This window comes from Marinimicrobium sp. ARAG 43.8 (assembly GCF_050113635.1).
In the GTDB taxonomy this organism is placed as follows: domain Bacteria; phylum Pseudomonadota; class Gammaproteobacteria; order Pseudomonadales; family Cellvibrionaceae; genus Marinimicrobium.
On sequence record NZ_JBNJLT010000005.1, the window covers coordinates 133,995 to 147,195 of the forward strand.

General features: G+C 55.0%; 9 protein-coding genes. 6 read left to right on the forward strand and 3 right to left on the reverse strand.

The annotated features are described in order from the left end of the window. The 6 genes from ACQCLF_RS11305 (at position 1) to ACQCLF_RS11330 (ending at position 6,806) form a co-directional block, all read left to right on the forward strand. Positions 1–1,155 carry an isocitrate/isopropylmalate dehydrogenase family protein gene (locus tag ACQCLF_RS11305; RefSeq protein WP_426987306.1) on the forward strand — a complete coding sequence of 385 codons (1,155 nt, stop codon included), beginning with the start codon at positions 1–3 and terminating at the stop codon, positions 1,153–1,155. Between the two features lie 214 nt (positions 1,156–1,369). Next, positions 1,370–2,629, forward strand: a complete 1,260-nt coding sequence (locus ACQCLF_RS11310) for an aspartate aminotransferase family protein (RefSeq protein ID WP_426987308.1) — start codon at positions 1,370–1,372, stop codon at positions 2,627–2,629. A gap of 4 nt (positions 2,630–2,633) precedes the next feature. Beyond that, the gene (locus ACQCLF_RS11315) at positions 2,634–3,575 is read left to right on the forward strand and encodes a D-2-hydroxyacid dehydrogenase (RefSeq protein WP_426987310.1); all 942 of its coding nucleotides are present in this window, start codon (positions 2,634–2,636) and stop codon (positions 3,573–3,575) included. A gap of 10 nt (positions 3,576–3,585) precedes the next feature. Then, complete coding sequence (locus tag ACQCLF_RS11320; protein ID WP_426987312.1) at positions 3,586–4,992, forward strand: amidase; 1,407 nt, start codon at positions 3,586–3,588, stop codon at positions 4,990–4,992. Positions 4,993–5,011: 19 nt separating this feature from the next. Further along, the gene (locus ACQCLF_RS11325) at positions 5,012–6,217 is read left to right on the forward strand and encodes a pyridoxal phosphate-dependent aminotransferase (protein ID WP_426987314.1); all 1,206 of its coding nucleotides are present in this window, start codon (positions 5,012–5,014) and stop codon (positions 6,215–6,217) included. A 4-nt stretch (positions 6,218–6,221) separates the two neighbouring features. After that, positions 6,222–6,806 (forward strand): HD domain-containing protein, encoded by a 585-nt coding sequence (locus tag ACQCLF_RS11330; protein WP_426987316.1) that lies wholly within the window; start codon positions 6,222–6,224, stop codon positions 6,804–6,806. 89 nt (positions 6,807–6,895) lie between these two features. Here ACQCLF_RS11330 and ACQCLF_RS11335 read toward each other — a convergent pair whose 3' ends face one another. The 3 genes from ACQCLF_RS11335 to ACQCLF_RS11345 form a co-directional block, all read right to left on the reverse strand. Next, positions 6,896–10,012 carry a TonB-dependent receptor gene (locus ACQCLF_RS11335; protein ID WP_426987318.1) on the reverse strand — a complete coding sequence of 1,039 codons (3,117 nt, stop codon included), beginning with the start codon at positions 10,010–10,012 and terminating at the stop codon, positions 6,896–6,898. Positions 10,013–10,105: 93 nt separating this feature from the next. Then, entirely contained in the window at positions 10,106–12,430 is a 2,325-nt protein-coding gene (locus ACQCLF_RS11340; protein WP_426987320.1) for a glycosyl hydrolase, read from the reverse strand. 334 nt (positions 12,431–12,764) lie between these two features. Next, positions 12,765–13,073, reverse strand: coding sequence for a GNAT family N-acetyltransferase (locus ACQCLF_RS11345; protein WP_426987322.1), 309 nt, complete (start codon positions 13,071–13,073; stop codon positions 12,765–12,767). Between the last annotated feature and the right edge of the window lie 128 nt (positions 13,074–13,201).

Consider the following 13,201-nt stretch of genomic DNA (forward strand, 5'->3'; position numbering starts at 1 on the left):
ATGGCGGCTCAATCCATCAAGTTGGCCCTGATGCCCGGAGACGGTATTGGCCTGGAAGTGATGGCCGCCGCCGAACAGGTGCTGGCGGCGTTGCGCGATCACTACCAGTTGCCGCTCAGCTGGGAACAGCTGGGCTGGCCATCGACCGGCTGGCATCGCGAACACGGGCAAATGATGCCCGACGATGGCCTGGAGCAACTGAAAAGGAACGGTTACGACGCCTTGCTGCTTGGTGCCCTGGGGGACCCCGGCCCGGCGAATGATCCCGAGCGTTATCGTTTGTCCGACAGTGTTTCGCTCGCCCCTTTGCTGACGTTCCGCAAAGGGTTGGACCTCTGGGCGTGTGAACGACCCGCACGGCTGCTGCCGGGCGCGCCGCAATACCTGGCCGACCCGAGAGCACGGGAGGTCGACATGCTCGTGATTCGTGAAAACAGCGAGGGTGAATACATTAATCAGGGCGGCCGACTGCGTGCCGGCAGCATTGATGAAGTGGCGAGTCAGCTTGAGATTTTCACCCGTCGCGCCGCTGAGCGCATCATCCGCCACGCCTTTGAAAGAGCGCAAGAGCGACAGCGGCGCCGCAAACACAATGGTGAAACCCGGGACTATCAATGTGATCGTGATCGCATAGCAACGGCGCAGGTTTGTCTTATTACCAAACGCAATGCCCAACCGCACTGGGGCGACATGTATACCGAGGTATTTGACCAACTGGCCGGAGAATATCCGGGAGTTGGTGTACACCATGAACTGATCGATGCGGCCTGCATGAAATTCGTGCAGAGCCCGTGGCAATTTGATGTTGTTGTCGCCAGTAACCTTCACGGTGACATACTGACGGACCTTGCGGCCGTGCTCGCCGGCGGTCTCGGCGTCGCCCCCTCGTGCAATATCAACCCGGCCGACAAGACACTACCGGCACTGTTCGAGCCGACGCATGGCAGCGCTCCCGATATTGCCGGGCAGGGCATCGCCAACCCGACCGCCATGCTCCTCACCACCGCCATGATGCTCGACTGGCTCGATCTTGGTAAAGCGGCAGAAGCCCTCAGAAACGCCGTGGCGCAGGATATGCAAAGTACAGACAGCAAGCAAAGAAGTACCGAAGAGATTACCCATACGATTCTACGCCGCATCAGGGAAAGCGCCTAAATGCGAAGGGAGCCGGGCATGGCGGACCGGAACCGTCTGCTGCCGGGAGCAGCAGTCGAGCTACAGGGACGTACTGGTTGCGTGTTCCGGTCCGCCATGCCCGGCTCCCGCCTCACACGTTTTATGACTGGCCTCACAAAGTAAGTGCTGAACGGTCAGAGTAAAAACCCTTAAAGCCACAGAAAGTCACAGAAAGCCACAGGAGAAAACGCTAATGAGCCACCTCTCACCCCTCCTGAAACAATCCAGCAAAGTCTGTGTCGATAGCGGCGAAGGCGCCTGGCTCTACGACACCAATGGCAAACGCTATCTCGATTTCACCTCCGGCATCGGGGTTACCAGCACCGGTCACAGCCACCCCGACGTGGTTAAAGCCGCACAGGCACAAGTCGCCAAAGTGATCCACGCGCAGTACACCACGGTCACCCACGAGCCCATGCTCACACTTACCGATCGGCTGGTGAAAAAAATGCCCAAGGGACTGGACTCCGTCGCTTTCAGCAACTCCGGTTCCGAAGCCGTGGAGATGGCGCTACGCCTCGCACGCCATGCGACGGGTCGTGCCAACATTCTCACGTTTCACGGTGGCTTCCACGGACGCACCATGGGTGCTGCGTCGCTGACAACATCGGGCACCAAAGTGCGCACCGGATTTCATCCGATGATGGGTGGCGTGGTTACTTCGCCATTTCCACATGCCTACCGTTACGGTTGGGACGAAAAAACCGCCGTGGATTTCTGTCTTCGTGAGCTTGACGAAATCCTCAAAACCCACAGCGCTCCCAGCGACACCGCCGCCATGATGATTGAGCCGGTGCAGGGCGAGTACGGTTACTACCCAGCGCCCGATGCTTTTTTGCAAGGCATCGCGGAGCGCTGCAAACAGCACGGAATCCTGTTGATCGCCGATGAAATTCAGGCGGGCTATGGGCGTACCGGAGACTTCTGGAGTCATACACGGTCCGGCATTCAGCCCGATATTGTGATCACCGCCAAGGGTCTGGCCAGCGGCTTTCCGCTGTCTGCTATCGCCGCGTCCGAGTCCTTGATGAGCAAAGGGCTGGCCGGTTCCCAAGGGGGAACCTACGGGGCTAACGCAGTGGCCTGCGCGGCGGCACTGGCAACCCTTGAGGTCGTGGAAAAAGAAAAGCTGGTAGAGAATGCCGCCAAGCGCGGACAACAACTGGGCGAACGTCTGGAAGCGTACCAAAAGGAATACGCCTGGATTGATGATTTACGTGGACGCGGTTTAATGCTGGGTATGGAAATTGCCCACAGTCCGGACCGGCCCCGGGGTGACATTGCCGAGCGAATCGCCAAAGCCGCGGAAGAGCGCGGACTGTTACTGCTGCGATGCGGCACTAGTGGACAGATCATTCGCTGGCTCCCACCGTTAGTCGTAACGGAAGAACAGATTAATGAAGCGACGGATGTGTTCGGGTGCGTACTGGAAGGCATCGAGGACGAGAAATAAAGTCATGACAGAAGTATTGATCCTCACCGCTGATGATGAGCCGGATTTGCCGGGCCTTGATGATTTGCCGGAAACGGTCACTGTGACTCATATACGCGATGAAGTCTCGCTGAAAGCGGGCCTTACCCGTGCCGATATTCTGGTGGTGACCGACTTCCGTTCTGGCATGATTGAACGTGTCTGGCCGTCGAAGACCAGCATTCGCTGGGTCCACGCCACCAGTGCGGGTGTCGACGCGTTGATGTTCCCGGCGCTGCGTGACAGCGACATACCCATCACCAATGCACGGGGCATTTTCAACCGTGGTATTGCAGAGTATGTGTTGGGAGCCATTCTCTTATTCGCTAAAGATACGTTGGGCAATGTGCATTATCAGAGTCAGCATCGTTGGCAACATCGCGAGACAAGACTGATCGAAAAGCAGCGCGCACTGATCGTGGGCGCGGGCTCCATCGGCACGACCGTGGCCCGGTTGCTCAGCGCCGCTGGTCTGGAAGTGGAGGGCATTGCCCGCACTGAGCGGGACGTGGAAGGTTTTGTAAAAGTCCATGAGCAGTCGCGTATCCACGAACGAATCGCCCATGCCGATTATGTCGTCATTACGGCACCGCTGACGTCCGATACTGAAGGACTGTTTGACGAGGCGCTGTTCAACGCCATGAAGCCTTCAGCGTGTCTGATCAATGTGGGGCGTGGACCGATTGTGCAAACCGATGCGTTGCTGTCCGCGTTGGATCGCGGGCCGTTAGCGGGCGCGGCGCTGGATGTGTTCGAGCAGGAACCTCTACCGGAAGATCACCCATTGTGGGATAAACCCAACGTGATGATGTCCGCCCACATGGCCGGTGACTTTGTTGGCTGGCGACGCGCACTCGGCGAACAGTTTACGGCCAACTTCGCACGCTGGCAGGCGGGCGACACACTCGACAACCTGGTGAGCCATTGAGGAGACGTCCATGAGCCAAGACATCCTGCGTATGACCGCTGTGCAACTGCTGGAGCAATACCGGGACAAAACCCTGTCCCCAGTTGAAGTTTCCACCGCCATGCTTGATCAAATCGAGAGAGTGGACGGTGCCACCAATGGCTTTTGCCTGGTGGACAGGGAGACCACTCTGGAACTGGCCAAGGCCTCAGAGCAGCGGTACAGTCAGGGGCAGACGCAGGGTTCACTGGATGGGGTGCCGGTGGCGGTGAAGGATGTGTTCCTCACACCCATGTGGCCTACCGTCAAAGGCTCCAAAACCGTCGATCCGGACTCCACGTTGAACAAATCCGCGCCGTCCACCGCCGCTATGGCCCGACATGGCTACGTGCCCATCGGCAAAACCACCACGCCGGAGTTCGGCTGGAAAGGCGTGACGGACAACCCCATTGATGGTGTGACCAATAACCCCTGGAACCCCGACAAGACCTCCGGCGGTTCCAGCGGCGGTAGCGGCGTGGCAGTAGCGCTGGGGATGGCACCGCTGGCTCTCGGTACCGATGCCGGTGGTTCCATCCGTATTCCCGCCTCGTTCTGCGGCATCGTGGGGCTGAAACCCTCTTTTGGTGAAGTGCCACACTGGCCGGCCAGCCCGTTTGGCACACTGGCCCACGCTGGCCCGATGACCTGGACCGTGGAAGACTGCGCACTGATGATGAACGTCCTGGCCGAATCCGATCACCGCGATACCAACGCGGTGCCGCGTCGGCACATCGACTACATGGCTAATTTGGGGCGCAGTATCAAGGGGCTGAAAATTGCCTACAGCCCCAATCTCGGTTATGTGGATGTCGATCCCGAAGTGGAAGCCGCCGTCGCCAAGGCCGTGGATGTGTTCAAGGAACTGGGCGCGGAAATCGTGCGTTGCGATCCCGGCTTCAGTGATCCTCTGCCTGCATTCGGCCACCTGTTCTACGGTGGCGCGGCCAACGCGATGCGTGACCTGGGCAATAAAAAACGCGAGAACATGGACCCGGAACTCGTCAAGGTTGCCGAGAAAGCCAGCCGTCTTTCCATGCTGGATTATATGGGCGCGGTGAACGAGTCCATGGCGCTGCGCGAGCGTATGGCCAACTTTCATCAGAAGTACGATCTGCTGTTGACGCCCACACTGCCAATTACCGCCTTCAAAACCGGTCGGGAAGTGCCGGAAGATTGGCCGACCACTCGCTGGCCAACCTGGACGCCGTTTACCTACCCATTCAACATGACAGGGCAACCGGGCCTGTCCGTTCCCTGCGGATTCGACAGCAACGGTTTGCCCATCGGGTTACAGCTCGTCGGTGCACGCTTTAACGATGCGTTGGTGCTGCAAGCGGGCCATGCCTATCAACAGGCCAACGATTTGACTAATCGTCGTCCAGCGCTGATGTCCTGACGTTGAGGAGAGAGTACCGATGCCACTGAGCAATATGGATTTCGAGTTCTACGAGTCCGAGGATCCCATTTGGAACCCGGCCCTGATGACCATGCCGATTCCCGGGATTCGCAAAATGGTGAACCTCGCGTCCAATCTGGAGGACGTGATTCATTTATCCATCGGGCAACCGGATTTGCCCGCCCCGCAAAACGTGGTAAATGCGGCGGTGGAAGCGATGCAGCGCGGGCAGACGGGTTACACCATGGATGCCGGCTTGCCGGAACTGCTGGAATCCCTGGCGATTTATTACGGTGAGCGTTACCAACGGACTCTGAGTCCCGAGAACATCATGATCACCACCGGAGCCACCGAAGCGCTGTACCTCGCGTTGACGGCCGTCTCGGCACCGGGTCGGCACTTTATCGTGCCCGATCCGGCCTTTATGCTGTATTCACCGCTGATACGCATGAACGGAGGGGAAGTGACGGAGATTCCCACCCGCGCCGAAAACAATCATCAGATCGATCCGCAGGAAGTGATCGATGCGATTGAACCGCACACCTACGGCATCGTACTGAATTCGCCCAGTAACCCTACCGGCACCGTTTACCCGCGCGAGACGTTGGAGGCCATTGTTGAAGAGGCGGCTTACCGGGGTATTCAAATCATTAGCGACGAAGTGTACGACCACCTGATTTACGACGGTAAAACTTATCCGTCGGTACTGTCTTGCTGCAGTGACCTGGACCATGTCATGGTGGCCAGCAGCTTTTCCAAAACCTACAGCATGGCAGGTATGCGGATCGGCTGGCTGATTGGCAGCCAGGGCGCCATCAAAAAGCTGCGCCGATACCATATGTTTACCACGACGGTGGCCAATACCCCATGCCAATGGGCGGGTGTTGAAGCGCTGCATGGCAGCAATGAATTCATTAACTATATGCTCAATGAGTACACCCAGCGCCGCGACCGGTTAGTCGAACTGGTGGAGCAAACGCCGCATTTGACCGGCTATAAACCCGAAGGCGCCTTCTACCTGTTTCCCTCGCTGCCCGAAGGCGCCAATGGAACCAACGTCGCCTTGCGCCTGCTGAAAGAAACCGGCGTGTGCACCATTCCCGGCGAGACTTTCGGCAGCAGCTGTGCCAACTCTCTGCGCCTGAGTTATTCCACCTCCATTGAAAACATTGAAAAAGCCTTTGAGAGAATCATCCCCTGGATGGAACAGCAGGACTTCGACTGAGCCTATGAACGCCGATCAGGTTTCCGCGTTTGCCCACTATCTGAGCGAACTGGACGCATTGAAAACCGTCAACCGTCGCAGTTACATACAAGGCGGCACCCGTCTGGAAAACTCCGCCGAGCATTCCTGGCATCTCGCCATGGCTTGCTGGACGCTGTCGGAGTTTCTGGACGACGACTACGATATGGAAGCGCTGCTAAAAATGGCATTGGTACATGACGTGGGTGAAGTGGACGCCGGAGATACCTTTCTTTACAGTGCGGCGCGCAAAGACGCCGCCGGCCCCGAGCGTGAATGCGTGCTCCGCTTTGGTGAACATCCGGGCAATCCGGCTCACGACTTTGTGCCGCTCTGGGATGAACAGGAAACCGGCACCGGCAAGGAAACCCGCCTGCTGAAAGTCGTCGACCGTCTTTTACCGTTTATGCTGAACGTGAACAGCCAGGGCAGGGCGTGGATCGAAAACGGCGTGGCCAAATCCCAGGTGCTGGCGGCGCACGCCTTTATCGCGGATGAAATCCCTGCACTGCACCGCTGGATGGCAAATAGAGTCGAGGAGGCGGTGGCGAATGGGTGGTTGAAGGAATAGCAAGTGCCTACGAAAATCCACCCACTGGATAGCGGGTGGATTTTTCAGAAATGCTCACCGTATCAATGAGCGGATTCGGACTGTTTTGACTACAGGTCCACCTGTAAGCCCAACGTCAGCCGGCGTTCGTTATGGAAGCGTTGATCGACGTTAGATTCCCATTGGAAGTACACCTCTTGATACTCCTCTGTCAGATTGACCGCTTGTAGGTTGATTTTGACGTGATCATTGATTTCATAACTGAGAGATGCATCCACGTAGTTGGTCGGTGCGTAATATCGCGCGAACCGGTAATTACCCTCAACCTTTACGTAGTCAAACATCTTGCTTCGATAGTTGTGTGCGATACGCGCCTGCAAGCCGCCGTACTCATACCAAAGAGCAAAGTTGGATTGATGCTCCGAGTTGCCACCACCCGGCAGAGAGTTACCATAGTAGTCCGTTTCGTTGCTGCTACTGGGCGAGTAGGTATAGTTGGCAGAGATGCCGAAACCACTCCAGAATCCGGGCAAGAAATCAAAAGCTTGCTGATACCCGATTTCGGCGCCACGTGTATAGGAGGTTTCATCCACTGTGGTGGTCGTGGAAATCGGCACAGTACCCGTCAGCTCGCCGGTTTCAAGATCAAAGCCACGGACTTTGCCGTCGGTATCGGTGATGTCATCGCGCTCAATCTCGCGGGTGCGGAAACCGGTATTCTGCTGCACCCAGAAGACACCAACGTTAAACATGCCTGTATCGCTGAAGTACCACTCATAGGACATTTCAGCATTGGTGTTTTGGTTGGGCTCCAGCAGAGGGTTGCCCTGCTGGCTACCGCCTGTAGCACAAAAAACATTGGAGCCATCGGCCTCTTGGATATTACAAGCCAGGATACGGTTAACGGTCAGGCCCCCGGCCAGCATATCGGTGTTGTGAGTGGAGACGGTTTTGGTGGCCGACAGTCGCAGAATCTGGTCTTCGGATAACTCGAAGGCCATGTTAAATGCGGGCAGGAAGTTATCGTAGCTAGTGACCGTGTTGATACGATTGCCGTCGGGCGCCAATATTCCAAGTGCACCGGGAATAATATACTCCTGCCCGTTAAATGTTGCGGTATCACCCATGACGGCTTCGCTTTGCAGAATATCAAACTCCGTCTCTATATAACGAACGCCGATATTCCCGGTAAAGGGGAGGCCGAGCAGATCACCTTGCAGATTAGCCTGGAGATAGACCGATTGCGTTGTCTCCTCAAGGTCATACACATTGGCTGCATCCGGCACTTGAACATTGACGCCGTAGAGGTCGTTGTGCCAAGCCAGCGGATCAGACATGGCTTCCGGGTCAACAAAGTACAGCGCTCCCAAACCACGGGTTCCCTGGAAGTCGGAAATTTGCGTAATCATGCCTTTTTCATTCAAATCGGTGAATGAAATTGGTTCAATGAACGATTCGCCCGTTTGGGGTGCCTGACTGGCGGAGTCCTTCCAGCGCGAAAGGAAAGCATCGCCGTACTGATTGGTTTTCGCCACGCCGCCAATCCAGCCTCGCTTCTCCACCTCACGCACGCCGTGACGCACACCAAAGTCTATACTGGGCACCCATCGGATATCGAAATCCAAAGAACCGTCAGCGCGAAACACGTTCATTTCAGCGTGAGTGTCTTCACCGTACAAGTTGGTAGACGTTAGACTATAGCGGTCCAGGTTGCTACCGAAGGCTTCGCTGTACTCATTGCCATCCTGATCGATGCCGGTCATGGTCGGTAAGCTCCAGTGTTGAGTTCCAGAGCTGTAACCAACACCTATGGGAATCTGAGTGTAGGAGTCTGGAACTGGAGTGCCATCGGGAAGTGTAGCGTCAACACCGACATAACCCCATGGGTTTACGTCGCTGATGCGCTCGCCACCCACACTGACATACTCGGCTCCCACTTGTGCACCGGAATTGATGTACCCATCGATAACACTGCGGGAAATGTTGTTGGTTGCGTCACCAAAGGTCCAGCGTACCGTGCCTCTAAAGGCACCGCCATTATCATAGCTCAACTCCAGATTGGTGTTGAGCGCCTCTTTGTCAACGGCCCAGGTCTGATTGTGTGTTTTTGTCACACGGGACTGGTAGTCGCCAGACTGAATGGTGTAATAATTGCCATCCAGCTGTTCGTACACTCGTTCGCCATCCTGGTCGCCACTGATGATGTTCGGGTATTCAGTGGTGCCGTTGTCGTTCGGTGTGAACCACCCGGTCTCTGCCTGCCAGGCTTGAGCGGCTACAAAACCGGCGGCGTAATGGTGTTCATCCATTTTTGTGTAGAATACATCGCCGGTCAGCTCAAAAGCATCATTGATCTGAAATTGAATGGAACCGTTAATGCCCGTTCGCTCCCGGTCAATAAAACGGTTGCTCGCCATATGTCCTTGCCGGGCATAGTACACATCATTACTGTCACCATCGCCGTTGACATCGACATTGTCCTGTACAAAATTACTCGCCTCGGTAGCATTGAAAGACCAACCCTCTCCCTGTGCCCCGTTATTATAATCCGCCAGGTAGGACTCACCGTAGGAAATATTCAATGTGGCCCCGAAGCGGTCACCATTGTTAAAACCGATAAAACCCGAGGCTGAGGGGTCCGTTTCCTCACCCATTGATCCTTGCGTAACGTCGGCTTTACCCGAGGCCGTCCAGCCTTCATTCAGCATAAACGGACGGGTGGTTTTCAGGTTAATGGTACCGGCGAGGCCGGACACCACATTCTTAGCTTGAGAGGATTTTAACACTTCGATGCCCGACACCATCGTAGAGGGTATATCGGCAAAGTCGGGAGTCACGGTGGTGACCGACCCGGCTGACAGCATCTGCTCACCATTCAGCGTCGTAGTTACGTTGCCATTGCCGCGAATGTTGACCGTCGCTCCTTCCCCTCCGGAGCGGGTAATCTGTATGCCTGGCACTCGCTGAAGTGAGTCGGCGATAGTTGCGTCCGGTAGCTTACCAATGTCTGTGGCGGTAATTGCATCCACTACAGATCCTGAATCCCGCTTAATGTCCATCGACTGGCGAATGGAGCTACGAATGCCTGTGACCGTGATCTCCTCGAGCATAGCGGGATCTTCATTGTAAGAACCCTGTGCCAGCACGACACTCGACAATGGCATCATGCCGGCAAGTACGCCAACGGACAGCAGGTTGCGCTTGAAATTTTTACGTGGAAAAGACATAAATTTGTCCTTCTTATTAAATTCGTTATTTTGAGGTGTCTCCCGGGCTGATAGCCACCGGGAGACATTTACCGAGTATCAATGATTAGTCGATTATTCGAGGAATTCGACTTGGTCAATGTAATAAGTGGATTCGCTGTCGGCGTTATCAGGGCTAATAAACTGGACCCCCAATCCGCTAAGTTCGGTCCACGCGGAAATGTCCAGTGTCAGCTCTACGTCCCCGGAATCCGCGTCTACCTCGCCTCCATCTGCCCAGGCTCCATCCTGATCTTTAGCCCATAGTTTTACCTTGAGGTCCGGGCCAGCCGCTTCCGCGTGGGCGATCAATCGCACGGTGCTAACGCCATCCAGCAAGAGACCGCCGGTGGGGTAGGTTTGAAGAATGATGTTATCGTCTCCCTCTTCCAACTGCGTCGTGCCCGACAGCGATTGGCTACCTTCAGCCGCCCAATCCGATGAGAGCGCGAGCCCCTCTGCCGGGCTCCAGTTCACCTGAAATTCCCAGCCCGTCATAATCTCGGCGCTTTCAAAGTCGTCGTAAATTCCGGCGCTTACCGTGACTGAGGGCACGGGAACTTCGGCGAGGTTGATGACGCTTTCCTGCGCATAGTTGGCATCAATGATCTCGTTACTTTGATTGTCCGGGCCATAGCCTGTTTCTGCATCGCTTGAATTCCAGGTGATGTAGAACGCCCACCACGCATTGTTTTCATGCATGATGGACACGTTGGGGATGGTGCCAGTTTCTGTTAACGCAATCAGTTTTTCGCCGTCGTGTTGGCTTAGCAAGGTTTCGTAACGCGACGCAAACGGGTTTTCATCGTTATTGCCGTCGTAACCGTCGTAACCCACGATGTCGACATAGTTATCTCCGGGGTACCAGTCTTCGTTGATTTCTCCTGCATGGGTATAGACCCAGATGAGGTTATGCAGTTGATGGTCGTTGGTCAGTCGGTCGTAAAGAATCACCCACAATTCTTTAAGTGCCTCCGGACCGGCAGCGCCCCACCAGAACCACGCACCTTCGGCTTCGTGTAGAGGTCGCCATAAAATGGGAATGCCGGCATCGTCAAACTTTTTCAGTTCGTCGGCAATAATGTCGATGTCACCCATCAAGGCGGCGTATTCGGTGCTATTGTCGTCAGCCAGTGCCGCCGCCAGATCAAAGGTGGTCGCTTCGGCGTAGAAGCCTTTGTGCCAGGGCTGCTCCTCGCTATCGATCAAATCGGTGGGGGCGTTCCAGTGCCAGAGTGCGGAAAGAATGATATTTTTACTCTGATGCTCGGCAATCATGAATTCCGACATGCCGTAGGGGTCAGTGCCGTTTGCGGTGCGGGAGGAGGAAAAGTCCATCAAATCGAATGCGACAATGGCTGGTGCATCATCGCCAGTAGCTGTTACGACTTTTTCAAACTCCGTCAGCTCGAACTCGCCTTCGTTGCCTTTCTCCAGATACTCCGTCTGACCAGAGACAGTGGCCGATCCATAATGGGAAGTAAGAAACTCCATCAGTTTCAAGGCCCCATCGGAGGCATTGGGATTGACCAGAGAGCTCGTGACCGACTGAGGGCCCGCAGGAGCGGGGGCAGCAATCATTGATAGGCTGTCAAAGCGGTAGTAGTCCCAGCCACCGCCGATCCTGATCAGGTTTTCACCTTCTTGCAGGGAGATAGTGCCCACGCGGTAATCTCCCCAACTACCCGCCGCATTTACTTCCACTTCGTAAGCGATGCCGTTGACCTCTATCCCTGCCACTTTTCCGCCATAACTTGAAGGAATGGCGAAGCGAGAATAAAGTGTGTAAAAACCCGCGTCTTCAGCCGTAAGTTCAATTCTGAAAACCGCCGACGCACCCGGGGTAAAATCAGCGGTATGGCGCTCACTATGCGCACCGCTAATATAAGCATCATTGCCTTCGCCCACTAGGTTTACACTGTTCAGTTGCACAATATCGGGGTTGTCAACGGTGTAAATCACCAGCTCATTCGGGTCGTACACCAGAACTTCCACTTCGTCCATTAGTGGCTCGCCGTCATCGTTCTCAATAACTTCGCCATCACCATCCAGCGCTTCAATTTGAAATTTCAGCGATTCAATCGCTTCGACCATAGGCGCGTAGAAGGTCAGTTCGGGTGAGCGCCAATCCTCTGGCTCTACGGCGGTGCCTGCCGTTTGTGACCAACGGATGGTTTCGTCTTGAACGGTGCCGACAAGTCGGCCGGACAAAGTCACCTGCGCCCCGGGGGCATACTCGCCACCGTCACCGGCAATGACGCCTAGAGGTCGCTCCTCAGGGGTGTAAGTGGCTGTTTCAGTGTTTAAATCAGGTTCGCCACCGCAGCCAACAAGTGACAGGGTAACACTGGCCGCGCATAGAGTAGAGAGCAGCACCTGGCGTGTTTTTGCAATTATCATTATTCACCTCAAACATTATTATTGGATTCACCTTAACTTCTCGCTCGGCATGACACATGCTGCTGCGGGTGAGCCATTCAGAGCGACCAACTACGTTGTAACCGGTTACTTTTTTGGTCGAGAAAGGATCCAAGAACATTGGCATCGAATCAATGGAGGATCTACCTTTCAGGGGACAATCAAACTGCTCAACTTCAGAGCATCAAATTTATTGTTGTAATCGGTTACAGAATTGTCGTATTTGAACTCGCTGGCGTCAACTAAGAAGACACACTTCGTTCAATGAATTTGGAATTAAAATATTTCTTTATATTCTATTTTTTAATAACGGTTTCTAACGAGAAATGGTTTTTATATAGTGAGTTTCATGCAGTGTATGTCCGGTTATGTTCGATGAGGACCTTCGGTGAGCAGATGCACGGAAACCCAGCTTTTTGTAAGTCCTTTCGGCGGGCAGGTTGCCTTCGATACACCAAAGCTCCAACCTATTAAAGCCCTTAGACGCCGCATAACGAATAGCTCGCTCAACCAGACGGCTGCCAATACCTCGCTGCCAGAACCTGGGGAGAACATTGACCGCCCACAGCTCTAGTGTCTCCGGTGAGGCCTCATAGCGAGGCCGACCAATAATGGAGAAAGCCACACTGTTCCCTGGTCTTCCGCTACAGACACCGTAAATGCCGGGCTTTGAGACGATAAGCGGTTTTTCAGTTCTGACAGGTTCGTTGCAGCGTCGAGGTTGTCGAGAAATTCCTGAGGCATAAACGCTTT

Coding starts and splice junctions, on each gene's coding strand:
- ACQCLF_RS11310 (WP_426987308.1), top strand. CDS start 1,370: ATGAGCCACCTCTCACCCCTCCTGAAACAATCCAGCAAAGTCTGTGTC.
- ACQCLF_RS11340 (WP_426987320.1), bottom strand. CDS start 12,430: ATGATAATTGCAAAAACACGCCAGGTGCTGCTCTCTACTCTATGCGCG.
- ACQCLF_RS11325 (WP_426987314.1), top strand. CDS start 5,012: ATGCCACTGAGCAATATGGATTTCGAGTTCTACGAGTCCGAGGATCCC.
- ACQCLF_RS11335 (WP_426987318.1), bottom strand. CDS start 10,012: ATGTCTTTTCCACGTAAAAATTTCAAGCGCAACCTGCTGTCCGTTGGC.
- ACQCLF_RS11330 (WP_426987316.1), top strand. CDS start 6,222: ATGAACGCCGATCAGGTTTCCGCGTTTGCCCACTATCTGAGCGAACTG.
- ACQCLF_RS11305 (WP_426987306.1), top strand. CDS start 1: ATGGCGGCTCAATCCATCAAGTTGGCCCTGATGCCCGGAGACGGTATT.
- ACQCLF_RS11320 (WP_426987312.1), top strand. CDS start 3,586: ATGAGCCAAGACATCCTGCGTATGACCGCTGTGCAACTGCTGGAGCAA.
- ACQCLF_RS11315 (WP_426987310.1), top strand. CDS start 2,634: ATGACAGAAGTATTGATCCTCACCGCTGATGATGAGCCGGATTTGCCG.